The organism is Emticicia sp. W12TSBA100-4, assembly GCF_040253585.1.
GTDB lineage: Bacteria > Bacteroidota > Bacteroidia > Cytophagales > Spirosomataceae > Emticicia.
This window is the reverse complement of the sequence record NZ_JBELAU010000115.1, coordinates 1-238: the sequence shown is the minus strand read 5'-3', so window position 1 is coordinate 238 and position 238 is coordinate 1. Positions and strand designations below refer to the sequence as shown.

1 pseudogene is annotated in these 238 nt (G+C 47.9%); it reads left to right on the top strand.

What is annotated here, in order from left to right:
- Window positions 1-238: pseudogene (locus ABR854_RS26010) on the top strand (gliding motility-associated C-terminal domain-containing protein); the annotation flags it as partial.

Here is a 238-nt window from a genome sequence, read left to right as displayed (position 1 = left end):
AACGGCAACGTTGACAGCAACAGGTTGTACAGGAAGCTTGAAATGGAGTACAGGCTCGACGAGTGCAAGCATCATTGTAAGCACGGCAGGTACCTACACAGCGACATGTATCAACAGTTGTGGGGAAAGTGGAGCGAGCAATGTAGTAGTTATCACAACAGGTAGTAGCCCAGCGGCTCCAGTAATTTCAACGAACAGAAACAGCTTATGTAATGCAGAGACAGCAACGTTGACAGCA